Raw genomic sequence first — 24,657 nt, forward strand, 5'->3', positions numbered from 1 at the left:
TTTTTGTGGCTATCGCATAATAATAGCCACAACGAAATCTTGCTCCGGCTTTTGGAATAACAGCCTGAGCAGTACCGCCGGAGTTGATAATTATTCCCGCTTATACGCATGGTACTTGCTCCGCTGAGCTAAAGATTTTACTTTCCTCGCTGTTACGCCGCAGAATAAGTGAATTTTTCGGAATTCAGCATCTCATCCATCGACGGCAGGTCGCGCACATCGGGATCGAGATTATTGGCTTTAAACCAAGTGCGCTCTCGGGCTGACTGAATATGGTTGTAATCTAGAACGCTGCTAAGCATCGCGCTTTTAAACTTAACGCTACCGTCTTTATAGGCCGCCGTAATGAGCTTATCAACTGCCTTGCCTAGCCCTACGCTAAGATTGTTAATGGTATTTACCGTGAGCGGAAGCATATCGGGTTGGGTGGCAAGCAAAGTACGTATTTGCACAGCAGCCATCTGACTTTCGCCACCGCCCTCGGCTATTTGGCTGAGCTTGCTGGCCAGTGCCAACATATTGTCGAAGGAGCCTTTCTCGTAGAGGTAGGCAAAATCCCATTGCTGATCGAGCATTTTTAAATGTCCTAGCATTAATGCGGCTTGCTCGGTCGCGAAACTATTGTCGGCGGGAATGGCGGGTATGATCACGGTTTCCAGTGCCTTGCTGAGGTTGTTTATTCTGTTTGAAATATCAGGCAGCATTTGGCAGCTCCTCTCTAAGTAACATTTCGATTTGGTCTAAAAACACTGCGCCGGCTGAACCCAGCCAGGTGATTAGTAAGTCTTGGTGATTGTTTGCGCGTTTACCGGCGATAATGGCGCTGGATAAATCCATGATCGCGCACTTCCACGCATTGAGCACTTCGTAGTAACGCAACACATCGGGCTTTATTTCTCGGCCCGACAAGCGCTGATACTCAGAAATGAAGTAGTCCCTTTCCATTAAACCGCACACCAGAAATTGACCCTGGGAATTCCAGGTGCCAAACAGTTTTTGAAGTATCCACGCGAGATCTTCGTGGAAATCACCAAAGTGCGCTAATTCCCAATCGAGGATGGTGGTGATTTGGCCAGATGGCTCCTCGAACATAAAATTGCCAACGCGATAGTCGCAGTGAACGAGGCAGGGCTCTTCACAAACGGGGGCGTTTTCGCGAAGCCAGTGTTCAGTTAAGGTCACCATGGGCACCGGTTCAACGCAGTCTTGCTGCCATGTTTTAGCCCATAAATTAACCTGATATAGCGCCGCTTCGGTGCTGTTCTTTTTGGGAATAACATAATTTGGCAGCGCGGCATCGGCCCAGCCCTGCCAAGAGTGCAGCTTTACCAGAATATCCAGAAACTGCGGTGCGATAAGTTCGGCGTAATGGCCGTAGCTAGAGCCTATGCCGGAAACACTCTGGCCTTCTAAGCTCGTTGGCTTTGTAACGCCAGACACAAAGCCGGTAATCAAGCCGGGATTGCCCAAGGAGTCGCCTTCGGCGTCAACCGTTAAAATTTCGGGTACGGGAAAACTACCCGCCAGCGCTTGTAACAGCTCGGCTTCGCGTAAACGACAGGTTTCTACAATGCCCTCTAGCGGATCCATGCGCAGTACATAGCCTTGAGGCTCTGCTAGGCCGCTGTGTTGCAATTGAAATAGGAACTGCTCTTTAGAGGCGCCGCCGGTCATGCGCTTAACGCCGCTAATAGTAATATCGTTCAAACCATCGGCAATAAATAGCCGAGTTAGACTTTGTTCAATCTCTTTGGCGGTCTTGGGTGTGTAGGGGCCCAATTTACTGCGCTGCAGTTTGCGCTCTAGTATGTAAGCCATGCGCGGTTCAATAAGCGCGGAATTCATGTCGCTTATGCTTGTTGTGTTTGCATTCATAATGGTCCTGCCTGCGGTGTTAAAACGGGTTTTTTATTGATGTTTTAATTGCCTAATTAGTTGCCGTTGCCCTGCCAAGGAAAACTAAAGCCGCCTTCGCCCATGCCGTAGCCTTTGGTGCCGTCGGCCATGGTGTACTCCATCATTTGCTCTACGAACATGAAGGAGTCGTAGGGGAACTGCCAACGGAATAGGGGGACGCCGGTAAATTCGTAGAGCTTGCCGGTCTCATCCCAAACCTTCCAGTGCACGTGCTTAAAGCCAATATCGTCGTCTTCGTAGGTAATGGTTTCTTCCACTTTTTCGAGTGTTAGCCAGCGCTCGCCGTCGTGGAGTATTTTTTGGTAGCTGTCGCCGTGGGTGGTAATACCATGTACCGCGACACAGCTCACGCCGTTGTCAAAAATGGGCCAGGCTAGGCGGTAGTGAATTAAGCCTGTCCAGTTTCGTGGGCCAACACTCAGGTCGCGAAAACCTTTGTCGTCAATGTGAATAGTTTCGCCAGTGCGAAGGTGGATGTCGCCCACCACGCGGCAAAAGCCTTCGGGGTGAACATAGGTGAGCTCCTTGGCAATGGCATCGTCGTCACCACATTTACTAAGCGCAATGCTGTCGCCCATTGGATGAATTAAATCCCATTCCAATTCGGCATTGAAATCATCGCTCTCAATTTTAACGATGGCGGTTTGCAGCGACTTGGTGGCGCGCATGGTAATACCGGCTACCGTAATACCTGGGTCTAGGCGCTGATCCGTATAGGGCAGGTTCATATTAACTCTGGTAAACAGCGGTTTGCCGTCTTTAAAAAATATGGCAAAGCAGTTTATTTCGCCAACGTTTTCTAAAATACCAATGCGGAAGAAACCGCCGGTTTTTTGCTCTCTATCGTAGAAGTTGAAATAGTAACTTTGGTTCCATTTGTAAATATCGGGGTTGGGTATGTAGCGCTCAATGTTTTCTGAGAGATATTCAATAGTGTATTTAGTCATTATTCGCCTCCTAGCGATTGTTCAATATAGAAATGGGTAAAAAGTGCGGCACCAGATGGTTTGTGTGCCGCCAAGGGATGATTATGAAAGGCTGATAATCTTAGCGCTTAATAGGTGTAGCCAAGGGTTAGGCCAAAGGTTCTGGAGCGCCCGGTAAAGCGCGCCGAGGTGTCTGACGAGGCGATAACGTTCGTGGTGTAATATTCGTCGAGGATATTTTTACCCCACAAGGTTACGCGCCAGTTGCCGTCGTCTGAGCGGTAGCCCATGCGTGCATTGACCACGCTATACGCTTCCATTTCATTAAATTTTTCGGTGATGGCCTTGGCGCCATCGTCGCGTTGGTCTTGGCTATAGCTTAAGCGGTTGCCACCAAAAGCGGCGTCAGACTCAGACTGGCCATTGATGTTTACGCCGGCGTAAACATCGGCGCCGCCACTCAGTGCAATGGTGTATTCCGCGTCGAGCATATAGGTCAGTTCAGGTGTGAAGGGAATCGGGTCGCCAGAGAAATCGGCTTCGCCGGTAGCCAGCACCAAGGCGCCATTGCCGTCGCGCACTGCTTCGCTGGTGAAGCTAACACCTTGGTAATCCTTAACTTCAGACTTTAAATACGTAAACGCGGCAGTTAAGCGCAGGCCGTCGGTAACTTGGGCGGTTACATCGGCCTCTAAACCGTAAATCTCGGTCTTGGGCACATTGTCGAGGGTGTCGAGAAAGCCGAAGATTGGGTCTAAGATTTTGGTGCGCAGCTGCTTGTCTTTGTAGTCGTAGTAAAATACAGCGCTATTTAGCTGTATGGAGTTACCCGCCAGCGAGCTTTTAATACCCACTTCGTAGGCTTGCACCGACTCTTGGGTAACGGGGTCGAGCTGGAAGAAGTTAGCCGCCGCGAGCGCAGGGTAGCTTCCTGATTTATAGCCCTTGGAAATGTTGGCGTAAATCAAGGTGTCGTCGTCCAGACCATAATCGGCTCCTAGGCGCCAAGACACATTATCTTCGCTTAACTCATTTACGTATGGGTCGCCAGGCACGCTATTGTCGTTGAGGGTATAGCAACCATTAATGCCAATTGGGGTAAACGCTTCAGTGCCTAGGGCGTTGCCCAAAATATTAAACAAGGTCGCAGTGTTGGCGCCGTCACCGGCGTCGATGGCGCCAGGGGTATTCGGCGCGGCGTAGTTACAGCTATTAACCTTAATGGTTGAGTCGGTATAGCGAGCCCCCACTTTAACGGTGAGATCGTCGCTTAGGCTGTAGTCGAGGTTGCCGAACATGGCATATGTAGAAATTTCCTGTGCTAGGGAAATGCCACTGGTATTGATATAGGCGTTTTGATCGGTGTAGTTAGTAGAGTCAATGTAGTTTAGGGTCTGGTCTTCAGCGGTATTACTTTCTTCTAGATTGGCGCCAATAACCCATTTGGTGGTGGCATTGACGGAGGACAAGCGAATTTCACTAATCCAAGTGTCGATTTCGCCATAGCTCGGGCCTAAGTCGAATAACACTAGCGGCAGGCCGTCACCGTCGGTAGATTGCTTTTGCTCAAAATCTTGGTAGGTAGACAAGGCAGTTAAGGTCATCTCGTCGTTCAGATCCCAGTCGCCCCGCGCTACCAGTTGGTAGTAGTCGCGCTCAGATGAGGGGTCGATATACTGCGACCAATCAGCGGCTTCGGTATCTTCGGCGGTGAATTGCTGCGCGGCAATCGCGGCTAATGTGCCTGGTGGGTTGCCCGTTGCACTGTCTACTTTGATCGCGGGGTTATAAGCGACATATTGCTGTGCTTGTGGGTCGCTATTGTCTTGCCACGCGTTAATGTTGAAGAGGTAGGCAGAGCGATCAGTTGGTGTGAACTCTAACACTAAGCGGCCTGCGAAGTAGTCTTGGGCGCCGTTTTTGTCATTGCGCGAGGCACTCTTTTGCCATTCATCGGCTTGCAGCGACGTTATCGCTAAGCGTGCGCCAAGGGTGTCGGTCAGGGGCCCGCTCACATAGCCGTTGAGCTCTTTACGGGCGTAGTTGCCTATCGACACATCGCCGCCGGCTTCAAACTCTTGGCCGGGCTTGGCGGTAATAAAGTTGATGGCGCCGCCAGTTGAGTTTTGCCCAAATAGAATGCCTTGGGGGCCTTTTAATACTTCTACCCGCTCTAGGTCGTAGGCGGCGTGGCTAGCCAAGACCGGAAAAGGCATTGGCGCTTCGTCTATGTATAAGCTCGTGGCAGGGTAGGCGCCCAAGCTCTGCTCGTTAAAGCCAATGCCACGTAAAGTGAATATTGGCGTGTTTGACGTGCTTGACGAAAACACTAGGCCTGGTACCACCGAAGAAATCTCTTCAAGGGAACTTAGTTTTTGTTCGGCCATTTGATCGCCACTAACGGAGGAAATAGACAGGCCTACGTCATTGATATTTTCTGCGCGTTTATTGGCGGTAACAATCACCTCCTCGAGCGCCGGCGCAGCATAACTGTTTGCAGAAAGCATTGCCGCACTGGCAATGGCAATAACTAGGGGATGTTTCTTATAATGCTTACTCATGTGCTGACCTCAGAGTGACGCAGTTCGATGATTGCTGAAATGGCATCGATAATCTCGGCTAAAAGAGATGCTGCTGGTAATTGTTCGCTCGCTATCTATTAAAGTTATTTCGACGTATATTAGGCGCTTGCCTTGTCACCCAGTTTGTACTGATTGACAAGGTCAGCTCCTAATCGAGTCTGGATACACAGTAGCAAGGGCAATGGCTTAAGTGCATTGACGGAAATCCGTTATTTTTACGTTAGCGAACCAACTCGTAAAATGGCGATAATATTAAGCGTATGATTTGTATGAGTATTTTTATGGGCCTTGGTGGGTAGGCATAAGTACTTATTACCGTCTAAGCTAAGTCATATACTCTTCGATACATAAAGAAGGTCTTATGCAATGAATAACAATAATTTTGAAATGAGTAATCACAGCCATAGCCAAAAGGTGTTAAATCGCTCTAAGGCAGATGGCATATCGCTGTTTATTTTTGATAAACGTCAAGAAGACGACAAGGCGATTAGCTTTATCTACCAGCGCCACACCCAAGTAGAAGCGATGGACGATTACCGCCTCCGTTTATATAAGGTTGATTCTTTTTTACAAAAATCGGTAGAACCCAATGCTGTGCAAGGCATGGCCATTGGCGTAAAAACCAAAGAAAGTAATTTTCCGAGTACGCTCCCTAGCCCAGCAGATCCCAGTGGTACTTATTGGCGTGGCCTTGGCGCCTACGGGTATCGGCAAACCGCTTGCATGATTCATCCATTGAGTAAAAATCTTCACTTGGTTATTGGTATGCAGATGCTGCAGGAGCGCAAAAACCTTTGCGTAGAGCAGGCGCTTTCGGCGATGGAAGATTGGATGTCTGACAGCAGTGACCATATCTTAGAAAATTCGATTAATATTTTACGAAATGAATGCATTACCGAATCACCACTGCATCAATTAGAAAATATCGCCAAAGGCATTAGCCCCAGAGAGCAGCAAGTCGTTTTTGAAATAGTGCAGGGCAAAAGCAATAAAGAAATTGCGAAGACTCTATGTCTATCTAATTACACAATCGAAAATCACCTGCGTCGCATCTACCAAAAGTTTGGTGTAAAAAGCCGAACCGAACTCATCGCCGCATTAAATGTTGGGCGTATTAAGTCTTTGCTGCATGTTGGGGGAAACTGACGCCTAGGTACCTTTTTATTGATGCTTGCAGTTCTGATTTCTTACATGAAATAGTAGTTTTTTGTGGTGGAGTGCCTGGCTCATAAGGAAAGGTATACCCGATCTTTCGTTCACTGCAATTTCTATGAAAAAATGCGCAATTTCCCTGGCGCGACTACTTATTATCCAATACCACATAACTCAATTTCTCGGCTTACAGGTGTAAAACCGATTGACGATCGGTTTTATCGCGGGCACTATAGTTATCTTCTGCAAATTTAGGTCGAATTTGGCATGCAATTGGGAAATTTGGAAAAGTTGGTGCTTCAATATTTTTGGGATACCGACGAGGCTGACGCAAAGCGCGTACATCGCGAGCTCGCGGATGATAGTGTGAGAACATTAAACACGATTCAAAGCACTCTCGACCGTCTGTACAAAAAGAAGCTTTTGTTTCGCGATAAGTCAGGCCACGCCTTTATTTATCGCGCAGCCATGGCCAGAGACGCCTTCCTGGCACAACTGGTGCGGGAGGTCGCAGCCGATTACACTGACAATGAAGACACCTTATTAGCCGCATTTAGCTCACTGTCTGCGGAAATGACCGAAACCCAGTTGCAGGCGCTAGAGAAACTGATTGACCAGCGCCGCGCCAGCGACAAATTGGGAAGGTAACTATGCTTATTGGCACCACTGCAATTACCCTTAATAGCGTGTTTATCGCGGCATCAGTGTTTTTCTACTGTGTTATAGCGCTATCGTTTGTGGTTTGCGCAAGTGAAGAGTGGCGGGTGAAATTATCGGCAGGCGCACGGCAATGGGTACTGTGGTCAGTGGTATTGATTCCCTGGCTTGTTGCCCTAAGTGTTACCACCCTTGTTTTGAAACCGAATTTTGTCGCCGCGATGCCGAGCTGGTTTAGAACGCTTAGCCACTGGCACCATATAAATGTTTTCAATCTTTACAGCTGGCATACCCTGTTAGTCATTCTGTTTGCCGGCATCTCGCTAAACGCAATAGTGTGTCATGCTCGTCAACTCTTCAGTCATCGATCCACTCTCAATAAGTTACTTAGCCTTGATGCGCTCACTAAAGGTGAAAACGTCAGCTCCACTGTGATATATGCCCTTACCGCTGGCCTGATTAAGCCTAAAGTCTTTATTAGCCCAGCCTTGCGAGCGACGTTAACCGACGCGGAAAACGAAATAGTGGCGCGACATGAGTTTGCCCATCAGCAGCGTTTAGACCCCTTACGGAAGTTGTGCTTTTATTTTTTAACAGCGTTTTATCTGCCGTTCATTGGCAAGCAATTGCGCCGTGAGTTTTCTTTATGTCTTGAACTTGCGGCTGACGATTATGCCGCGGCCGGCGGTTTTGGTGGCAGCAGTGTGGCCAGTACCGTGATTAAGCTATGCCGCTTGTCCCGCGATCAACATCACTTTGCTAGCCCTTTGCCTTGCCATTTCTACGCGTCTGAAATTGAAGCGCGTGTTCATTACCAGCTACGTCCCGAGCGAGGGCGTGGTTTTCCATTATCGTTGTTCGCTGTATTACTGGCTGTGCTATTGGCTTCATGCCTTTTGAGTGTGGATAGCTATCATCATGCGGTTGAAGCAATTTTTAGTCATTGAGGCTTATTTATGCATATTTTTAGTCCGTTTCGAACGCCAGAAAAACCGATTATGAATCGGTTTTTCTGGCGTAAAGCAATTACCTTGCTGCCACTTTTGTTGATTATGCCGGCAGTGTCGTTAGCCGAGACGTCATTAACACTTAGTGAGGCTATTCAGCGTAGTTTTGCTAATCACCCTGAACTTCGGGCATTTAGCTATCGTCGCGCTGCCGCTGACGGAATGGCGCAGCAGGCGCGGGTGGGCAGTCGCCCCCAACTAGACTTAAGTGTAGAGGATGCCCTTGGTTCAGGTGACTACAGTGGCGCCGACAGCCTTCAGTCGACGCTCAGTATAAGTTGGGTCTTAGAGGGTGATTTACTGCAGCAGCGCGGACATAGCGTCGACGTGCAAAAACGAGTAATTAGCGATGAGCAAGCGATAAAGAAACTGGATGTGGCCGCCGAGACCGCTCGTCAATTTCTCACCGTCGTTGTCTATCAGCAGCGTAAAGCACTCGCCGAAGCCGCTAGAGCGCAAGCGGAATCAGTGGCCAAAGAGCTGTCGAAGCGCATGGATGCAGGCAAATCGCTGCTTGCTGACAAACTTCGTGCCGAGGCTGAGCTCGCGCGGGCAGATATCGTCTTGGAAGATTTGGATCATGAAATTCGCGGCGCTAAGCGGATGTTGGCGACCCAGTGGAATGCCCGCCAAACTGATTTTGATATCGCTTCTGGCTCCCTCGCCATTGCCGCCGAAAAACTGGACTACGAGGCTTTAGCGCAGCAGCTAAGCAGTCATCCGCGCGTACAAAAACTACTCAGCCAAGAGCGCGTTGCACAATCCGAAATCGCCTTAGCAAAAACGGAAGCCCAGTCCAGGTGGCAGTTCTCAACCGGTGTAAGGCGTTTTGAAAACACCGACGACTACGCCTTAGTCGCTGGCGTTACCGTGCCCTTGGGAGGCGAACAGCGTAATAGCGGACGTATCGCCGCATTAGCTGCAGAGCGTGATCGTTACCGCGCCGATGCCGACGCCATGCAAATAGTGCTGGAAGCGCGCTTGTACGTTTTGCTTCAAGAGTTCCAGCATGCCCAGCATGTGGTTGGCGCACTGCGCGAGCAGATTCTTCCACGGCTTGAAAAGGCCCAGAGCGAAGCCCGAAATGCATATCAGCTTGGTCGCTATAGTTACCAGGATTGGCGCGGGGTGCAGCAGGAGCTGCTCGCAACACGTAGTTATTTATTAGATAGCCAGTTTAAAGCACAGCTCACACGCGTTGAAATTGAACGCCTAAGCGGTTTGCCACTACTGGGCAGCGACGAGGTAAATCCATGAGTATTTCAGTAAAACGATCGTTAATGGCCAGTATGCTGGTCTCATTATTAATGAGTTTAAGCAGTGCTGCGCTGGCGTCTGGCACCGAGGCTAAGGAAGTTGAGCCCGAGAAGGGCCCGCATCGGGGGCGTATGTTGCGCGAGGATGATTTCGCGATTGAACTGGCCATCTTCGAAACTGGGGTGCCGCCAGAGTTTCGTGTCTGGGCAAGTCAAGGTGGCGAGGCGCTGCCACCAGAAAACGTCAAAGTAAGCGTTACTTTGGGGCGCCTGGGTGACGGCGACGACCAAATCAATTTCAAACCGCAGGATGATTTTTTGCGCGGCGATATGGAAATAGTCGAGCCCCATTCTTTTCTCGTTACGCTTAATGCTTCTTATGGTGGTAAGCGCTATCAGTGGCAGTACGATAATTTTGAAGGGCGCACGCGGATTAATGCCGATGTGGCTGACGCCATGGGTATCACCACTGGTACTGCGCGTTCACAAGTGCTCGTCGAGCGGCTGCCGCTCTTCGGTCGATTGGTCGCGGATACCAATGCTTTAACGCAGTTAAGCGCCCGTTTCGAGGGTGTAATTAAAAGCATTCACGTTAGCTTAGGTCAGCAGGTGAAAGCGGGCACTCCGTTGATAAGTATTGAGAGCAACGAAAGCCTGAAATCCTATGTGTTGCGCGCTGATATTGCCGGTGAAATTGCGGCGCTGCCGGTCAATGTCGGCGAGGCTACGTCTGGCCGTACGCTGGTGAGTATTGTTGACCGTTCCCGCCAAGTGGTTTTACTCAAAGCTTTTCCCGACGACCGGCGTCGAGTTGCGCTAAACAACAGCGTGCAGTTGCGCAACGATACGATGGACGTCATTGGTGAAGGCAAAGTGCAGTGGATTTCTCCGCTGCTGAATGCCGATCAATCTGCAGACATCAGGGTTAGTGTTGATGCCAGCAATCTTGCGCTGCCAGCGGGGAGCTTTATTCGCGGCGATGTTGAAGTCGCTCGCTATGAAGTGCCACTCGCGGTAAAGCGGAAGGCACTGCAAAGCTTTCGGGATTTCACCGTGGTCTACGCCAAAGTGGGCGATCAATACGAAGTGCGCATGCTCGAGCTCGGTCGTGAGGCTGGCGAATGGATTGAAGTCTTAGGTGGGTTAAAGCTGGGAGCAGAATACGTTACCGACAACAGCTTCATCATCAAGGCCGATATCGAAAAATCTGGCGCTTCACACGACCATTAAAGGACGTCCCATGCTTGATGCAATAATACAATTTTCCCTAGCGCGGCGCGGGGTGGTGATGGCCGCCGTGCTTGCGCTCTGTGGTCTGGGTTTATGGAATTTCAACCGACTACCGATTGATGCCGTTCCCGATATCACCAATGTTCAGGTGATGATTAACACCGAAGCGCCGGGTTACACGCCGCTGGAAGTAGAGCAGCGTGTTACCTATGCCATTGAAACGGCAATGGCGGGCCTGCCGGAGCTGCAGTACACGCGATCGATTTCCCGCTACGGTTTATCGCAAGTCACGGTAATCTTTGGTGATGACACCGATATTTATTTTGCTCGCCAGCTAGTGAACGAGCGGCTTGGCAGCGTGCGCGCCAAATTGCCGCTGGGGCTGGAGCCGGAACTTGGGCCGATTGCGACGGGGCTGGGTGAAATTTTCATGTTCACCGTAGATGCCGAGCTCGGTGCGATCGATGCTGATGGCAAGCTAATAACGCCAACAGATTTGCGCTCAGCCCATGACTGGATTATTCGCCCCCAGTTATTGCGCGTGCCCGGTGTGGTTGAGGTTAATCCCATTGGCGGCTACAAGCGTGAAGTCTTAATCGGCCTGCAGCCTGAAAAAATGCTTGCCTATGGCGTCACTCAGCAAGAGCTTCTCGACGCAGTTGCCGACAATAATCAAAACCGTGGCGCGGGCTTTGTTGAGCAAAAAGGCTCGCAGTGGCTGCTACGTATTCCGGGGCAAGCCGAAACGCTTGCTGATATCAGTCAAATAGTAATCAAGACACGTGATGGCCAGCCGCTGCGCGTCGGTGATGTTGCGACCGTGGGCGAGGGCAAGGAGCTGCGCACGGGTGCGGCTACCCAGAATGGTCGTGAAGTCGTTATGAGCACGGTATTTATGCTCGTTGGCGAAAACAGCCGTACCGTTGCTAAAGCTGTGGGTGAAAGACTTGAGGAAATTAAGTCGAGTTTGCCAGAAGGCATTACCGCGACGGCGGTATATGATCGCACCGGTCTTGTGGACAAAACTCTGAAAACCGTCACGACCAATCTGCTCGAAGGGGCATTGCTGGTTATTGTTATTCTGTTCTTGCTGTTAGGTAATGTGCGTGCAGCGATAATCACTGCTGCGGTTATTCCGGTTGCGATGTTAATGACCATCACCGGCATGGTGCGTAGTGGCGTCAGTGCCAACTTGATGAGTTTGGGCGCATTGGATTTCGGCTTGTTGGTCGATGGCGCCATTATCATTGTAGAGAACTGTCTGCGTCGTTTGGGCCTTGCCAGCGACAAGCAGACCTTGTCGCTGAATGAGCGCCTCGACGTTGTGTTTAGCGCCACCAAAGGGGTGATACGGCCTGCACTGTTTGGGGTGTTTATCATCACGGCGGTGTATTTGCCGATATTTTCACTAACCGGCGTAGAAGGCAAAATGTTCCACCCCATGGCCATGACGGTGGTCATTGCCCTAAGTGCAGCCATGCTGCTGTCCATCACCTTTGTTCCAGCGGCTATCGCCATGATGTTCAAGGGGCCGGTAGTTGAAAAAGAGAATCGTGCATTTGATGCCACAAAAAACCTTTATGGCCGCCTGCTGCGCAAAGCAATCGCCATGCGTGGCGCAGTGGTTGCAGCTGCGTTGGTATTACTTGTTGTATGTGCTGGCTTGGCCAGTCGCTTGGGTAGTGAGTTTGTGCCAAATCTCGATGAGGGTGATATCGCGATGCACGCGCTCAGAATTCCGGGCACCTCGCTTAGTCAGGCGGTAGCCTTACAGGAAACACTCGAAGCCGCCATTAAGACCATGCCTGAAGTAGAGCGGGTATTTGCCAAGATCGGCACCGCCGATGTTGCGACTGATGCAGTTCCGCCCAGCGTGGCAGATAATTTCATTATCCTAAAACCGCGCGATCAGTGGCCTGATCCGAGTAAGCCTAAAAACCAGATTGTGGAAGAACTCTCGGCGTTGGTGGAACCCGTGCCGGGCAATCGCTATGAATTTCTCCAGCCGATACAGATGCGCTTTAACGAGCTGTTGTCAGGCGTACGTGCCGAGCTAGCGATTAAAATCTTCGGTGATGATTTGTCTCAGCTCGAAAGCCTTGGTGAAGAAATTCAAAGCCTCATTGGCTCAGTGGATGACATTGTCGATATTCAGATGGAGCAGACCACGGGCTTATCCATGTTGACGCTTAAGCCTAAACAGTCTGCCCTAGGCCAATATGGTGTTGAGCTTAATAGTCTGCAAGATCAAGTTGCCACGGCAATGGGCGGCCAGGGTGCAGGGTTTTTCTACGAGGGCGATCGCCGCGCTGAGATTGTTGTGCGGCTACCGGAAGACCGACGCAATAATATTGACCAGTTAGGCTCACTTCCCATTCAAGTATCTAGTGGTGGCTATGTACCCCTGAAAGAGTTGGTGGATATTGGGCTGACAACTGGCCTGAATCAGGTCAACAGGGAGAACGGTAAGCGCCGAGTGGTGGTGACGGCGAACGTTCGTGGCCGCGACCTTGGCAGCTTCGTTAGCGACGTAAAGGCAACCATCGAATCGCAAGTAGCGCTGCCAGCAGGCTATTGGGTGGAATACGGTGGTACCTATCAAACTTTGCAATCCGCTTCGCAGCGACTCGCCGTGGTTGTGCCAGTGACTCTACTCATGATTATCGGCCTCTTGTTGTTAGCACTTGGTTCGCTAAAAGACGCAATGATTATATTTAGCGGTGTGCCGCTCGCGCTAACCGGTGGGATTCTAGCGCTGGTATTTAGAGATATACCTTTCTCGATCTCTGCCGCAGTGGGCTTTATCGCCTTGTCGGGTATCGCAATATTGAACGGCTTGGTGATGGTTTCGTTTATTCGCGAGCTGCGCCGCGAAGGCTTGGGGCTGGAGCCTGCCATTATCGAAGGCGCGCTGACGCGTCTGCGGCCGGTCATTACCACGGCGCTGGTTGCGTCTTTGGGCTTTATCCCAATGGCACTAAACACCGGAATAGGCTCAGAAGTGCAACGCCCCCTAGCCACCGTGGTGATTGGCGGTATTTTGTCGTCGACACTGCTTACCTTATTTGTGCTGCCGTCCTTGTACCGTATGCTGCACCGCGCCGATAAAGGAGCATAATATGAAGAAAAAAATGTTTACAGGTCGTTTTTACGCGCTCATTGCTGCAGTAGCGATGTTGATGTTCAGTAGTATAAATGTGCTCGCCCACGGCATGTCTGAGGCAGATAAACAGCGCGCAATTGAGGCTGGTCTGCCAGATTACATATTGTTGGGTGCAGGTCATATGCTTACGGGCTATGATCACTTGCTGTTCCTATTTGGCGTCATCTTCTTTCTCAGCCGATTTACCGATATTGTAAAGTTCATTACGGCGTTCACTGTGGGCCACTCGATTACGCTCGTGTTTGCCACGCTTTATTTCGTGCAGGCAAATTACTTCCTGATTGATGCTGTTATCGCGCTGACCGTCTGCTACAAGGGCTTCGAGAACCTAGACGGTTTTAAGCGCTATTTTGGTGTGGGCTCGCCAAACCTGATGTATATGGTGTTTGGCTTCGGTTTGATTCACGGTTTTGGCTTGTCTACGCGGCTGCAACAGCTGCCCATGGGCGAGGGCAGTATCGTTATGAAAATACTCGCCTTCAATGTCGGTGTCGAAGTCGGTCAGATCGCGGCGCTCACTGTCATGTTGGCACTGTTAGTCGGGTGGCGTAAAACTGCCTCGTTCAAGCGCTTTAGTGTTATGGCCAATACATTACTGGTCATTATTGGCGGGCTGCTTTTTCTGCATCAGCTACACGGCTACCAGCACACCGTGTTTGCTGATGACTTCCCGATTAATACCGATGATCACGTCCATATCCATGAAGATATGGCGACGGAGGCGAAAGCAAATATCCTCGATCACTATCCTCGGCGTATTATTGCTCCTCAGCCTTCGCAGTATGACGAAGGCGCCCATGAACATGGTGATGGCGCCTACCACAGCCACTAAATAAAGGTGAAAGAATGAAATTCCGGATTGCTTTGTGTTTACTCGCGAGCTTATTCATAAGCTCAAATCTCTTGGCCCATGGCAGCGGCCATGCACCAATTTCTGAGCAAAAGGCCCTGCTCATCGCAACTCAAACCACTAAGGGTTTTGCCAGTATCGATCCTCAACTTGGTTTTGGGGTAGTACCCGCGAGCTGGGCCAATATTACAAGTGATACCGCGACGATTTTTCAGAGTGGCGATGGCTATCGTATTGTCAAAGTTGTAAACCCGAAAGAAGAGAGCGCACTCTATATACTAATGTCAGATGACGGCGAAGTTTATGATGCGAATATCAGCGGTAAGTTTGAAGGCGTAAATTAACGGTGAGTCTATGACAAGCTATATCTTTGCCGCAAAGATACTTCTCGCTGCGTCGGTTATTGGCTATGCGTCGTGGCTATCGGATAAAAAACCAGTGTTGGCGGGCTTTATTGTCGCGCTACCACTGGTTTCTATTTTGGCTTTGTTGTTTTCGTACATAGAACACAAAGATCCAGAGGCCAGCATCACCTTTGCCAAAAGTATTCTCTTTGGCGTGCCGATTTCTTATTTATTTTTCATGCCGTTTTTACTGGCTGATCGGTTTCATCTTGGCTTTTGGCAAAGTTATGTATCGGGTTTGCTGTTACTCGTTGTGGGTTACTTTGTACATCGGGCGATAATGATTGTCATTGGGTGATATTCAAACTCATAACTAATTTCAATTTAGAAGTCAGTCTCCCTTGCTATGGAAGAGGGCCAGGCAAAGTGTTGTCACTAAATGTCCACATGACAAAATCGTCCTGCCCGACTTGATCTGGCATCTGTCGAGGTGGTAATGAGCTAGTTTGGGTATGAGACTCCAAATCAAGTTCAGAATGACTATTTATAGCGAATGACTTGACTACATGTGGAGAATGGCAGCTTGTAACGAATTAGGAATGAGGCCCGTAGCGAATGACAGCGAGTGGCAGTTGTCGATGCGCGGCGGGGCCGATCTATTTAACGTAAACCCATAAACCCATTGTTTAGTACAATTTGCTGGCGGTCTTTGGCGGTGGCGCGAAAGTGTATTCCTGTGTTGCTGCGCCAGCCTTCGATGATGAGTGTTTCGCCAGGGTATACCGGTGCGCTAAAGCGCAGTCCAATTGAGGCGATGCGGTTTACGTCGCCGTCTATTGCGCGGGTCAGCGCTAAGCCGGCGACGCCGTAGGCGCAGAGCCCGTGAAGTATGGGTTTAGTAAAGCCGGCTTGCTTGGCAATGGTGGGGTCGACATGCAATGGGTTGCGGTCGCCATTGAGCCGATAAAACAGTGCCGCGCGTTCATCTATAACAATTTCACTAGTGATGTCTGGCTGGCCGTTTGGCACAGCTGCGAGTGCAGTGGGGGCCTCGCCAAAGCTGCCACAGCCGCCATCGCCACGCAGCAAATAGCAGGCGCGCACGGTGCACAGTAGTTCGTTATTGGCGGTGTTGTAGATGTCTTTGTCGAAATGCATAAAGGCGCCTTTGTCTGGGCCTTTATCAATAATCGCCGACACGCGGTATTCGGCCCTAATTTCGCCGCTTGGCGGAATACTGTGATAGAAGTCGATGCGCTGTTCGGCGTGCAGTAGTTTGACCAGCTTGATGTCAAATTGTGGGGCTGTCATCCACAGGCCAGGATGAGCCAATACTGCGGTAATGGTTGGTAGGCATACTAGGTTCTTCTCGTAGACTAAATTTAAGTCTTGTTCTATGTGGTGGGAGTCGCCTGCGCCTAAGCTGAGGGCGTAAAGCATGGTGTCGCGGTCATCGTAGCTGACAGTTTTGGCGTCAAATTTGTGTGCCAGTAGGGCTTGTAGGTTCATATTGGGATGCTCTTCCTAATAATCCAAAATAAGGTTCTGTCTTTTTTCGCGCTGTATTTCTGCTGGCAAATTCGGTTTTGCGTGCTTGCCCTGTGCGCTGGTTTACGCTGTCGCCATGTTTATAAGGTTAGTATGCGTAATAAATAAGTGGTTTTCCATAGTCGAGCTTATATCGCTTTAATCGCGCTATATATGTGCAATATGGCGATCTTTTTGTTTAATCACAGTAGTGCAGCTAGACAATATCTAACAAAATACTATAAGCTAGATAACAATTAGCAATGTAACTTAATATCCATCGAACTACCAGTCTGCCTATAGCGCTGGTAAGCGATAGCCAGCGTGGGAGTGAACATGCCAGATTTACTGAAGGATAAGGTCGTTATTGTTACCGGTGCAGGCCGCGGTGTGGGGCAGTGCATTGCCGAGTATTGTGCATTACAAGGTGCCAAAGTGGTGGTTAACGACTTGGCTAAAGATGACAACGGCGTCGCGATTGCCGAGCTGGTTGCCGAGAGCATCCGCAAGGCGGGCGGTGAAGCTGTTTCGTCTACGGATAATATTGGCTTGATGGCCGAGGCCGTGAATTTGGTCAATATCGCCATTGAGGCTTGGGGCCGGGTGGATGGCCTGGTTAACAATGCCGGTATTCTTCGCGATCGTATTTTTCACAAAATGTCCGAAGATGAGTGGGACCTGTCTATTCAGGTCAACCTTAAGGGCTGTTTCAACACGGCGCGTGCAGTTGCGCCATTTATGAAAGAGCAGGGCAGTGGTGCAATGGTGCATATGACGTCAACCTCGGGCTTGGTTGGTAATTTTGGTCAGGCAAATTACGCCGCGGGCAAGATGGGCTTGGTTGGTCTGTCTAAGTCGGTAGCCCTCGATATGCAGCGCTTTAGTGTGCGCTCTAACTGTGTGGCACCGTTTGCAATGACGCCAATGGTGATGAACGGTATTCCCCGCGAAACCGAGGAAGACGAGGCGCGCTGGAAAGTCATTGAACGCATGGAACCAAACAAAATAGCGCCGCTGATTTGCGCACTTATCTCAGATGAAGGCGCCCACGTAAGTGGTCAGATTTTTGGCGCGCGCGCGAATGAAGTGTATTTGTTCAGTCAGCCGCGGCCAATCCGCACTGCCCATATTGGCGATGAAGCCGGTATCAGTGCCGAGGCGATTATTGATCGCGTGTTCCCCATGTTTAAAGGCGATTTCTACCCCCTTGAGCGTTCGATGGACGTGTTCAGCTGGGATCCGGTGTAGGTCAAAATCGAAATTTGTTCAGGCGTGCAGCGTAAATATTGAGGTTAGCGCCTAGCGCAAAGCTTCAATGAATACCCAAGCCTACTACCTAATTTAAGCCCAAATTTAAGACCAGAATACAGATCGCCCTGTTAGCCATAGTCGCTGGCAGTGTCTTTGGAGAGAGATATGAGTACAGCAATCGGGATTCGCTCCTTTGGAGCCTATATTCCAGCAAGACGGATGCAGCGCAGCGAAATTGCCAAGGCACATGCGTGGGCACTGCCCGGTTTACGTGGTTTGGGCAAGGGCGAAAAAGCCTTCTGCTCTTGGGACGAAGATGTCATTACCATGGCTGTTGAAGCCTCGCGGGATTGTTTGCGCGGCCAAGATGTAAACGCCTTGGCGCGGCTTTGTTTGGCCAGTACTAGCGCGCCATTTGCCGATGTGCAAAACGCGACCTTGATCGCTAGCGCCCTGGGCGCGCCGCGCAATGTTGCGACCAGCGATCAGACCGCATCTACCCGCGCTGGCCTGAGCGCGCTTAGCCACGCTTGCCAGAGCGGCGGTAGCCAGTTATTGGTGGCCGGCGAAAAACGCCGAACCAAGCTTGGCAGTGCTCAAGAAATGTTATTTGGCGATGGTGCTGCGGCATTATTGCTGGGCAGCGGCGACGATTTACTGGCCACTTATTTGGGTAGCGAATCTTTGTCTGTGCCTTTTGTAGATCATTTTCGGGAGTCGAACTCTGACTACGAATACGCTTGGGAAGAGCGTTGGATTCGCGATGAAGGTGTTGGCAAATTGGTACCGGAAGCGGTAAACGCATTGTTGCAGCGCCTAGGTAAAACCGCTGCCGATGTTGCGCATTTTGGCTTGGCTGGCGGTGGTCCCCGCGCCGATGGTTTTGCTGCTAAAAAGATTGGTATTGCCGATGCGGCCGTGCTGCCAGACCTGCGTAATAACGTGGGCGACACCGGCGCAGCGCATTCCTTGCTGCTGCTGACCGAAGCCCTAGAGCGGGCACAGGCGGGCGATTTAATTATTATTGCCGCCTTTGCCCAAGGCTGTGAAGTGATCGCCTTTGAAATGGGAGCCAAGGGCAGTGATACCGGTCGCAGTGGTTTGGCAGGTAATTTGGCGCGCCGCCACGAAGAAACCGCGTATATGAAGATGCTCAGTTTCTCTGGCGAAATTGAGGTTGAGTGGGGCATGCGTTCGGAGACGGACCAAAAAACCGCACTGACTCAGCAGTACCGCGTGGCCGATCAAACCTTTGAATTTGTTGGCGGCAAATGCCGCGACTGCGACACCATTCAATTTCCGCGCTTGCCTAACTGCGTTAATTGCGGTGCCTTCGACACGCAATCGCCCGCGCCGCTGGCCGACGAAAAGGCCAAGGTACTCACGGTTACCGCTGACTGGTTGATGTTTTCACAATCGCCGCCGCTGTATATGGGACTTTCCCAGTTCGACAATGGCGCGCGGATGTTAATGGAAATTGTTGATGTTGGCCCCGAGGGCATCGATGTTGGCACCCCGCTGGAAATGACCTTCCGCATTAAAGAGTTAGACAAGATGCGCGGTTATCGCCGTTATTTCTGGAAAGCACGCCCCATCGTTAGCGCCGCAGGAGAGTAAACATGGCCACAGGAATTAAAGACAAAGTCGCAATTATCGGCATGGGCTGCAGCCAGTTTGGCGAGCGCTGGGACGCCGGTTCTGAAGATCTCATGGCCGAGGCGTTTAACGAAGCGCTGGCCGACGCGGGTATTGAAAAGGCGCGTATTGGCGCGGTTTGGTATGGCTCTGCCGCCGACAAAATTAATGTGGGTAACTCTGCGATTCCGCTTTCTACCGCCCTGCGTCTAGACGGTATTCCGGTAACCCGCGTCGAAAATATGTGCGCTACCGGCACCGAGGCCCTGCGCGGTGCGACCTATGCGGTGGCCTCTGGCGCCGTGGATATTGCACTCGCTATAGGCGCTGAAAAATTAAAAGACACCGGCTATGGTGGCTTGCCTCATATGCCGAAAGGCACGTTCAACGATTTGTGGATGCCCTACGGTTCTGCGCCAGCAGGCTTCGCTCAGCTGGCCGCGGGCTATCGCACCAAGTACGGTCTTGAGAAAGACGTGCTAAAGCAGGCGATGGCGCGGGTGTCTTGGAAGAGCCATCAGAACGGCGCTAAAAATCCTAAGGCTCACCTGCGTAAAGCGGTAAGCATGGAAACCATTTTGAACGCGCCACTGATCGCCGATCCGCTCGGTGTGTTCGACTGTTGTGGTGTGTCTGACGGCGCGGCTTGCGCGATAGTCACCACGCCTGAGATTGCCCGTTCGCTGGGTAAAACCAATTTGGTTACCATCAAATCTTTGCAGTTGTCGGCCAGCTCCGGTCGCGAGCAGGGCTTTAAAGACTGGGATGGCAGCTATGTGCCAAATACCCGCAACGCCGCCAAGGCCGCGTATAAAGAAGCGGGCATCACCAATCCCCGCAAAGAGCTAAGTGCAGTCGAAGTACACGACTGTTTCTCTATTACCGAGCTTGTCACCATGGAAGACCTGGGTCTTTCTGCTGACGGTCAAGCTTGGCGCGACATACTCGATGGCGTATATGATGCCGACGGTGAATTGCCGTGCCAGATCGACGGCGGTCTAAAGTGTTTTGGTCACCCCATTGCGGCATCGGGTTTGCGCATGGTGTATGAACACTATTTGCAAATGCAGGGCCGGGCGGGAGATCGCCAGTTGCCGAATCCTAAACTAGGCTTAAGCCACAATCTTGGTGGCGTACCCTATAACGGTGTGTGTGCAATCAGTATCGTCGGTTTAGAAGGCGTGTAATCAGCATTATTATTGCGGCAGACTGAGCGGGTTTGGAGAAAAGGGTATGAGGGCTGTTTCTGTTGAAGCGCTGGCCGGCGCAATTCGCGCGGGCGATAAAGTGTTTGTTTCTGGTAGCGCGGGCGAGCCCATTGCGGTGACCGAGCTGCTGGCAACTACGCCGGAGCTTGCCGCGGGTGCAGAGTTTTACTGCAGCTTTATTCCTGGGGTTAACCCGCGCAATTTGGCTAACGAAAACCGGCGGATGACCGTCGGTTTTATGCAGGGCGGATTCCGTAAAAGTTTGGCTGCAGGCCATGTGCGCTTTGCGCCTATGTCTTACACCGCTACGTTGCAACACTTGTGCAGCGACGGCGTGATTAACACGGTGCTAGTGCAGGTTTCGCCGCCAGATAGCGATGGCTATTGCTCGCTGGGCTTGCAAGGCGAATTTTTGCCTCAGTTGCTTAGTCGCAAGCCCCGCGTATTAGCGGTGCTAAACCCTAATGTGCCGGTGCTGGCGGGCTCGCCTAAGCTGGCGATGGCCGATATTGAAGCCTACTGCGAGAGTGATTTGCCACTGGCAACTTACGACCCTGGCAAGCCCAATGCGGTCGCTCAGGCAATCGCGGAACATGTTGCCGCCTTAATTCCCAATGGCGCCGCGCTGCAGTGTGGGCTGGGTAAAATTCCTAATCAGTTGATGGCGGCACTTGCTGATCATCGTCAGCTGCGTATTCACAGTGGCATGGCCAGCGATGGCATTGTGTCATTATTGGATGCGGGGGCATTGGATCTTGATGCGACGGTGACCAGTATTGTCGCCTTAGGTAGCAATGCGTTTTATCGTCGCTTGCCAGAATTCAAAAAGCTGAATATATGCGGCGTTGAAGCCTGCCACAGTGCGCAAGTGTTAGCGCAAGTGCCCAAGCTGTTTGCGGTGAACTCGTCCATGGAGCTGGATTTATTTGGTCAAGCCAATGCCGAAATGCTGGGCGGGCGCTTTGTTAGCGGCCCCGGTGGCTTGCCGGATTTTGCTGCCGGCGCCAGAGCGCAACACGATGGCTGTTCGATCATCGCTTTGCCCGCTGCCGATCCGAGCGGTGAGCAGTCGCGTATAGTTACCCAGTTGGGTAGCGGTGTGCCGGTTTCGGTGCCGCAATATCTTGTTGATATGGTGGTTACTGAGTATGGCAGCGCGTATTTGCGCGGTGCAGATATGGTGACCCGCGCCGAGCGCTTGGTGGCAATCGCTCATCCAAACCACCGCGACCGGCTTTATACCGAATTTGAGCAGCGGTTCTTGGTGTAAGTATTCGCGGTGAAAAGTACGATTGGCGCAGAGAAAACTAGCACACATAATTCGCAATAGAACGATATACATGCTAACATTATTTGCATGTAAGATTATCAATACGATTGTTAAAGAGAGGCACAGGCCGTGGATATAAATCTCACTGATCTGCACAAAGAAATTGACGAAAGCGTACGTAAAATTTGCGCGGAATTCACCGATGACTACTGGATGGAGTGCGATGAAGAAGCGCGCTTCCCTGAGGAGTTTTACAGTGCAATGGCCAAGTCGGGCTGGTTGGGTATCACCATGCCGGAAGAGCTGGGTGGTGCAGGCCTAGGAGTAACCGAAGCGGCGATTATGATGCACGCGGTGGCGGCCAGCGGCGGTGGTCAGTCTGCGGCCTCGTCAATCCATATTAATTTATTTGGGCCTCACGCTATTGTTGTTCACGGCTCCGAAGAGCAGAAAAAGCGCTGGTTGGTGCCCCTGATTAAGGGCGAGCAGAAAGCCTGCTTCGGCGTAACCGAACCAGATGCCGGTTTGGATACCACCAGTATTAAAACCTTCGCGAGAAAAGTGGAAGGCGGTTACATTGTTAACGGTCGCAAAATGTGGACATCTACTGGCCAAGAAGCGCATAAAATTGTGCTGCTTACGCGGACCACGCCAAAAGAAGATTGCAAACGCCCCACCGATGGCATGACCTTGTTCTATGCCGATCTCGATCGTACCAAAATCGAAGTTCGCCGTATTAAAAAGCTGGGTCGCAACGCGGTTGATTCGAATGCGACCTATATCGACGATTATTTCATTCCAGACTGCGACCGTATCGGCGAAGAGGGCAAGGGCTTTTACTACCTGCTCGACAGCTTGAACCCCGAGCGTATTCTGGTGGGTATTGAAGCGATTGGTATTGGTCGTTCAGCGCTAGACAAAGCTGCCAAATACGCCCAAGAGCGGGTGGTATTTGGTCGGCCCATTGGTCAAAATCAAGGTATTCAGCACCCACTTGCCGAAGCGTGGACTTATCTAGAGTCGGCGTACTGGATGTGTTTGCGCGCTGCGGATTTATACGACAAAGGCCAGCCCTGCGCGGCCGAAGCCAACGCCGCTAAGTTCCTTAGTGCCCGCGCTGCCTTTGATACCTGTACTAAAGCAGTACTTACCCACGGCGGTATGGGTTATGCGCGGGAATACCATGTGGAGCGTTTGTTGCGCGAGTCGGTTCTACCGCGGATTGCACCGGTTACCGAGCAGATGATCTTGTCGTATATCGGCGAGAAAGTTCTGGGAATGCCTAAGTCATACTAAGTTTGTAAATGTTCAGCTGCCAATAGCGCGCAATTGCTGGGTACTGCTTTAGTGCCCAGCGTTACTTGAAGTTCAATAAGCGTTAAATCTTAGCCACTCACACTGGTAGGTTCCAGGGTGTGAGTGGCTTTTTTTATTGGGGGCTTGTCTCTGTGATGCTCGTGGTTTGGACCATGGCGTTAAATTATTATAGGTCGTCATATAGTGCAGCTTGGTAATATTGTGCAAGCGAACTACATGTGTATAATGAGTTTTTAGTCAATTTTGTGCCGCGCGAATTCTTTATTTCCTAGGTATGCGCAATTTCGGCCATTCGATCTCGATAAGCATCGCGGGCTATTGGCTTTTTGTCCTCAAAATGGATGGCGGGTGGGTGATATGAAAGTACGGCATGTAAACATTGATTATACTGATTCTGAGTTGCATTGGACGCCAGATACCCCAGAGTTCGCCCAGTTCTGGAATGCTTCGTCAACCTACCTCCCTTATCTAGAGCCTTTTCTAAATCGCACAGTTCGCGCTGGCATAGAAATGTTAGAGGATAACGAAGAAAATGCTGAGCTAATTAAGGACTGTAAGATCTTTATTCAGCAAGAGACTCGGCATTTTAAAAATCACGCGCGATACAATGCTAAATTGCGCGCGAGTGGCTACCCAGAACTAGCCGAGCGGGAAAAGAAAATGCAGGCCGACTATAGGGGGTTTGCTGAGACTCGCAGCCATAAATTCTGTCTTGCTTATACCGAAGGCTTTGAAACCTTGGGGTTGATTGTGGCGTGTTATTTTTTGGAGGGCGCTAAAGAGCTGGATTCGCCATCAGTGTGTGACCCCACCCTAGATTTGTGGCGCTGGCATTTGGCAGAAGAATATGAACACCGCCATGTCGCTTTTAAGCTATTTCACAAATTGTATAGCAGCTATTGGTATCGCCTATTCGGAATCGTATATGCAGGTCCGCATATGCTCAAATACATGTTTAAGACGGCATTCTATATAATTTCTGAAGATCGCAAATCAGGGAAAATAGCAGACCCATGGAAAAGTCGTCTGCGGATGCTAGGTGTTAGCTTCAGAATGGCTAAATACATAGTGCCTAGGTTGCTAAAAACTTTTCATCCTAGCTATGATCCCGTAAATGCTGCGGAACCTAGGGAGTCTATGAAGGTACTTGCGCAGGCTGAAGAAAAGTGGGGGCCGGCTTCGGCATAGGCCTGGACGCTTTCCAAACTAAGTTTAAACTCACTAAATTGAAGTGACACGCTAAGCCGGCTAATAATAACAATTCGATATTGTGCAATATGGTTTAGCGTGAAACTGACGGCCCCCCAAACACATCGTGTGTTAAGCAATCCATAATTCTATTTCCAAATTAAATAACTCTGTTCT

The 24,657-nt window shown here is 50.7% G+C and carries 20 protein-coding genes; 15 read left to right on the forward strand and 5 right to left on the reverse strand.

Annotated elements, in window-relative coordinates:
• Positions 1-152 precede the first annotated feature (152 nt).
• From AB4876_RS00285 to AB4876_RS00300, 4 genes are all read right to left on the reverse strand, one after another.
• Complete coding sequence (locus AB4876_RS00285) at positions 153-704, reverse strand: hypothetical protein (protein WP_368379658.1); 552 nt, start codon at positions 702-704, stop codon at positions 153-155.
• The gene (locus AB4876_RS00290) at positions 694-1,875 is read right to left on the reverse strand and encodes a phosphotransferase family protein (protein ID WP_368379659.1); all 1,182 of its coding nucleotides are present in this window, start codon (positions 1,873-1,875) and stop codon (positions 694-696) included. Before AB4876_RS00290 ends, AB4876_RS00285 begins: the two co-directional genes overlap by 11 nt.
• 56 nt (positions 1,876-1,931) lie before the next feature.
• A complete protein-coding gene (locus AB4876_RS00295) occupies positions 1,932-2,864 on the reverse strand; it encodes a DUF7064 domain-containing protein (RefSeq protein WP_368379660.1) in 933 nt (310 codons plus the stop codon).
• A gap of 107 nt (positions 2,865-2,971) precedes the next feature.
• Positions 2,972-5,404 carry a TonB-dependent receptor gene (locus tag AB4876_RS00300; RefSeq protein WP_368379661.1) on the reverse strand — a complete coding sequence of 811 codons (2,433 nt, stop codon included), beginning with the start codon at positions 5,402-5,404 and terminating at the stop codon, positions 2,972-2,974.
• A 387-nt stretch (positions 5,405-5,791) separates the two neighbouring features.
• On the opposite strand from AB4876_RS00300, the gene AB4876_RS00305 reads away from it, so the two are divergent.
• The 9 genes from AB4876_RS00305 to AB4876_RS00345 all read left to right on the forward strand — a co-directional run bounded on the left by AB4876_RS00305 (position 5,792) and on the right by AB4876_RS00345 (position 15,442).
• Entirely contained in the window at positions 5,792-6,571 is a 780-nt protein-coding gene (locus tag AB4876_RS00305) for a response regulator transcription factor (RefSeq protein WP_368379662.1), read from the forward strand.
• Between the two features lie 273 nt (positions 6,572-6,844).
• Positions 6,845-7,225: a BlaI/MecI/CopY family transcriptional regulator gene (locus tag AB4876_RS00310; RefSeq protein WP_368379663.1), complete on the forward strand. Its 381-nt coding sequence runs from the start codon at positions 6,845-6,847 to the stop codon at positions 7,223-7,225.
• A gap of 2 nt (positions 7,226-7,227) precedes the next feature.
• Positions 7,228-8,181, forward strand: coding sequence for a M48 family metalloprotease (locus AB4876_RS00315; protein WP_368379664.1), 954 nt, complete (start codon positions 7,228-7,230; stop codon positions 8,179-8,181).
• Between the two features lie 9 nt (positions 8,182-8,190).
• On the forward strand, positions 8,191-9,498 hold the full coding sequence (locus tag AB4876_RS00320) for a TolC family protein (RefSeq protein ID WP_368379665.1): 1,308 nt from the start codon (positions 8,191-8,193) through the stop codon (positions 9,496-9,498).
• Positions 9,495-10,727: an efflux RND transporter periplasmic adaptor subunit gene (locus tag AB4876_RS00325; RefSeq protein ID WP_368379666.1), complete on the forward strand. Its 1,233-nt coding sequence runs from the start codon at positions 9,495-9,497 to the stop codon at positions 10,725-10,727. Before AB4876_RS00320 ends, AB4876_RS00325 begins: the two co-directional genes overlap by 4 nt.
• 10 nt (positions 10,728-10,737) lie before the next feature.
• A complete protein-coding gene (locus AB4876_RS00330) occupies positions 10,738-13,845 on the forward strand; it encodes an efflux RND transporter permease subunit (protein WP_368379667.1) in 3,108 nt (1,035 codons plus the stop codon).
• 1 nt (position 13,846) lies between these two features.
• Positions 13,847-14,722: a HupE/UreJ family protein gene (locus AB4876_RS00335; RefSeq protein ID WP_368379668.1), complete on the forward strand. Its 876-nt coding sequence runs from the start codon at positions 13,847-13,849 to the stop codon at positions 14,720-14,722.
• Between the two features lie 14 nt (positions 14,723-14,736).
• Positions 14,737-15,084, forward strand: a complete 348-nt coding sequence (locus AB4876_RS00340) for a DUF6488 family protein (protein WP_368379669.1) — start codon at positions 14,737-14,739, stop codon at positions 15,082-15,084.
• Between the two features lie 10 nt (positions 15,085-15,094).
• Positions 15,095-15,442, forward strand: a complete 348-nt coding sequence (locus AB4876_RS00345) for a hypothetical protein (protein WP_368379670.1) — start codon at positions 15,095-15,097, stop codon at positions 15,440-15,442.
• Between the two features lie 302 nt (positions 15,443-15,744).
• On the opposite strand, the gene AB4876_RS00350 is transcribed toward AB4876_RS00345, so the two are convergent.
• Positions 15,745-16,593, reverse strand: a complete 849-nt coding sequence (locus tag AB4876_RS00350; RefSeq protein WP_368379671.1) for a MaoC/PaaZ C-terminal domain-containing protein — start codon at positions 16,591-16,593, stop codon at positions 15,745-15,747.
• A gap of 354 nt (positions 16,594-16,947) precedes the next feature.
• On the opposite strand from AB4876_RS00350, the gene AB4876_RS00355 reads away from it, so the two are divergent.
• From AB4876_RS00355 to AB4876_RS00380, 6 genes are all read left to right on the forward strand, one after another.
• The gene (locus AB4876_RS00355) at positions 16,948-17,859 is read left to right on the forward strand and encodes an SDR family NAD(P)-dependent oxidoreductase (RefSeq protein WP_368379672.1); all 912 of its coding nucleotides are present in this window, start codon (positions 16,948-16,950) and stop codon (positions 17,857-17,859) included.
• A gap of 168 nt (positions 17,860-18,027) precedes the next feature.
• Complete coding sequence (locus AB4876_RS00360) at positions 18,028-19,479, forward strand: zinc ribbon domain-containing protein (protein ID WP_368379673.1); 1,452 nt, start codon at positions 18,028-18,030, stop codon at positions 19,477-19,479.
• A gap of 2 nt (positions 19,480-19,481) precedes the next feature.
• The gene (locus AB4876_RS00365; protein WP_368379674.1) at positions 19,482-20,684 is read left to right on the forward strand and encodes an acetyl-CoA acetyltransferase; all 1,203 of its coding nucleotides are present in this window, start codon (positions 19,482-19,484) and stop codon (positions 20,682-20,684) included.
• A gap of 46 nt (positions 20,685-20,730) precedes the next feature.
• Positions 20,731-21,975, forward strand: a complete 1,245-nt coding sequence (locus AB4876_RS00370) for an acetyl-CoA hydrolase/transferase family protein (RefSeq protein WP_368379675.1) — start codon at positions 20,731-20,733, stop codon at positions 21,973-21,975.
• Positions 21,976-22,104: 129 nt separating this feature from the next.
• Positions 22,105-23,271: an acyl-CoA dehydrogenase family protein gene (locus AB4876_RS00375; protein WP_368379676.1), complete on the forward strand. Its 1,167-nt coding sequence runs from the start codon at positions 22,105-22,107 to the stop codon at positions 23,269-23,271.
• A 378-nt stretch (positions 23,272-23,649) separates the two neighbouring features.
• The gene (locus tag AB4876_RS00380; protein ID WP_368379677.1) at positions 23,650-24,480 is read left to right on the forward strand and encodes a metal-dependent hydrolase; all 831 of its coding nucleotides are present in this window, start codon (positions 23,650-23,652) and stop codon (positions 24,478-24,480) included.
• Positions 24,481-24,657 lie beyond the last annotated feature (177 nt).

Source organism: Zhongshania guokunii (genome assembly GCF_040892635.1).
In the GTDB taxonomy this organism is placed as follows: Bacteria; Pseudomonadota; Gammaproteobacteria; order Pseudomonadales; family Spongiibacteraceae; genus Spongiibacter; species Spongiibacter guokunii.

What these genes read in the sequence shown, in the direction of transcription:
- AB4876_RS00285 (WP_368379658.1), bottom strand. Translation starts at nt 704, where the DNA reads ATGCTGCCTGATATTTCAAACAGAATAAACAACCTCAGCAAGGCACTG.
- AB4876_RS00290 (WP_368379659.1), bottom strand. Translation starts at nt 1,875, where the DNA reads ATGAATGCAAACACAACAAGCATAAGCGACATGAATTCCGCGCTTATT.
- AB4876_RS00295 (WP_368379660.1), bottom strand. Translation starts at nt 2,864, where the DNA reads ATGACTAAATACACTATTGAATATCTCTCAGAAAACATTGAGCGCTAC.
- AB4876_RS00300 (WP_368379661.1), bottom strand. Translation starts at nt 5,404, where the DNA reads ATGAGTAAGCATTATAAGAAACATCCCCTAGTTATTGCCATTGCCAGT.
- AB4876_RS00305 (WP_368379662.1), top strand. Translation starts at nt 5,792, where the DNA reads ATGAATAACAATAATTTTGAAATGAGTAATCACAGCCATAGCCAAAAG.
- AB4876_RS00310 (WP_368379663.1), top strand. Translation starts at nt 6,845, where the DNA reads ATGCAATTGGGAAATTTGGAAAAGTTGGTGCTTCAATATTTTTGGGAT.
- AB4876_RS00315 (WP_368379664.1), top strand. Translation starts at nt 7,228, where the DNA reads ATGCTTATTGGCACCACTGCAATTACCCTTAATAGCGTGTTTATCGCG.
- AB4876_RS00320 (WP_368379665.1), top strand. Translation starts at nt 8,191, where the DNA reads ATGCATATTTTTAGTCCGTTTCGAACGCCAGAAAAACCGATTATGAAT.
- AB4876_RS00325 (WP_368379666.1), top strand. Translation starts at nt 9,495, where the DNA reads ATGAGTATTTCAGTAAAACGATCGTTAATGGCCAGTATGCTGGTCTCA.
- AB4876_RS00330 (WP_368379667.1), top strand. Translation starts at nt 10,738, where the DNA reads ATGCTTGATGCAATAATACAATTTTCCCTAGCGCGGCGCGGGGTGGTG.
- AB4876_RS00335 (WP_368379668.1), top strand. Translation starts at nt 13,847, where the DNA reads ATGAAGAAAAAAATGTTTACAGGTCGTTTTTACGCGCTCATTGCTGCA.
- AB4876_RS00340 (WP_368379669.1), top strand. Translation starts at nt 14,737, where the DNA reads ATGAAATTCCGGATTGCTTTGTGTTTACTCGCGAGCTTATTCATAAGC.
- AB4876_RS00345 (WP_368379670.1), top strand. Translation starts at nt 15,095, where the DNA reads ATGACAAGCTATATCTTTGCCGCAAAGATACTTCTCGCTGCGTCGGTT.
- AB4876_RS00350 (WP_368379671.1), bottom strand. Translation starts at nt 16,593, where the DNA reads ATGAACCTACAAGCCCTACTGGCACACAAATTTGACGCCAAAACTGTC.
- AB4876_RS00355 (WP_368379672.1), top strand. Translation starts at nt 16,948, where the DNA reads ATGCCAGATTTACTGAAGGATAAGGTCGTTATTGTTACCGGTGCAGGC.
- AB4876_RS00360 (WP_368379673.1), top strand. Translation starts at nt 18,028, where the DNA reads ATGAGTACAGCAATCGGGATTCGCTCCTTTGGAGCCTATATTCCAGCA.
- AB4876_RS00365 (WP_368379674.1), top strand. Translation starts at nt 19,482, where the DNA reads ATGGCCACAGGAATTAAAGACAAAGTCGCAATTATCGGCATGGGCTGC.
- AB4876_RS00370 (WP_368379675.1), top strand. Translation starts at nt 20,731, where the DNA reads ATGAGGGCTGTTTCTGTTGAAGCGCTGGCCGGCGCAATTCGCGCGGGC.
- AB4876_RS00380 (WP_368379677.1), top strand. Translation starts at nt 23,650, where the DNA reads ATGAAAGTACGGCATGTAAACATTGATTATACTGATTCTGAGTTGCAT.